Origin of the sequence: Shewanella sp. Sh95, from assembly GCF_001308045.1 — a bacterium.
GTDB classification, from domain to species: domain Bacteria; phylum Pseudomonadota; class Gammaproteobacteria; order Enterobacterales; family Shewanellaceae; genus Shewanella; species Shewanella xiamenensis.
Genome location: NZ_LGYY01000127.1, coordinates 1 through 407 on the forward strand (window position 1 = coordinate 1; position 407 = coordinate 407).

At 78.6% G+C, this 407-nt stretch carries 1 protein-coding gene; it reads left to right on the forward strand.

Translation table 11 applies throughout. From position 1 onward, the window contains the following. On the forward strand, nucleotides 1–407 hold a 407-nt coding region (locus AEA42_RS22640; RefSeq protein ID WP_197278432.1), incomplete at both ends, for a hypothetical protein.

Sequence of the window (407 nt, forward strand, 5' to 3'; positions counted from 1 at the left end):
CGGCAGGCTCGACCCGGTGGGCGCGGCACGTGAGGCCGGGCTGGAGTGCGGTGTGCTGGTCGCGCCGGTGCTGCCGTGGCTGACGGACGACGAGGAGCACCTGGACGCGCTGCTGCGCGCGCTGCGCGACGCGGGTGCCACGTCCGTGACCGTCCTCGCGCTGCACCTGCGCGGTGCCGTCAAGGCGGTGACGGGGGACTGGCTGCGCACCCACCGTCCCGCGCTGCTGCCGCGGTACCAGCGCCTGTACGGCGACGGCGCGTACGTGCCCCGCGACTACCAGCGCTGGCTCGACGCGCGCGTCGCGCCGCTGCTGGCGCGGCACGGCTTCGGGTCCGGCGACGACCGGCGGGCCTGGCGTGCCCGGGCCGGCGGTGCGCCGGCGGCGGTGGCGAGCACCTCGGCCG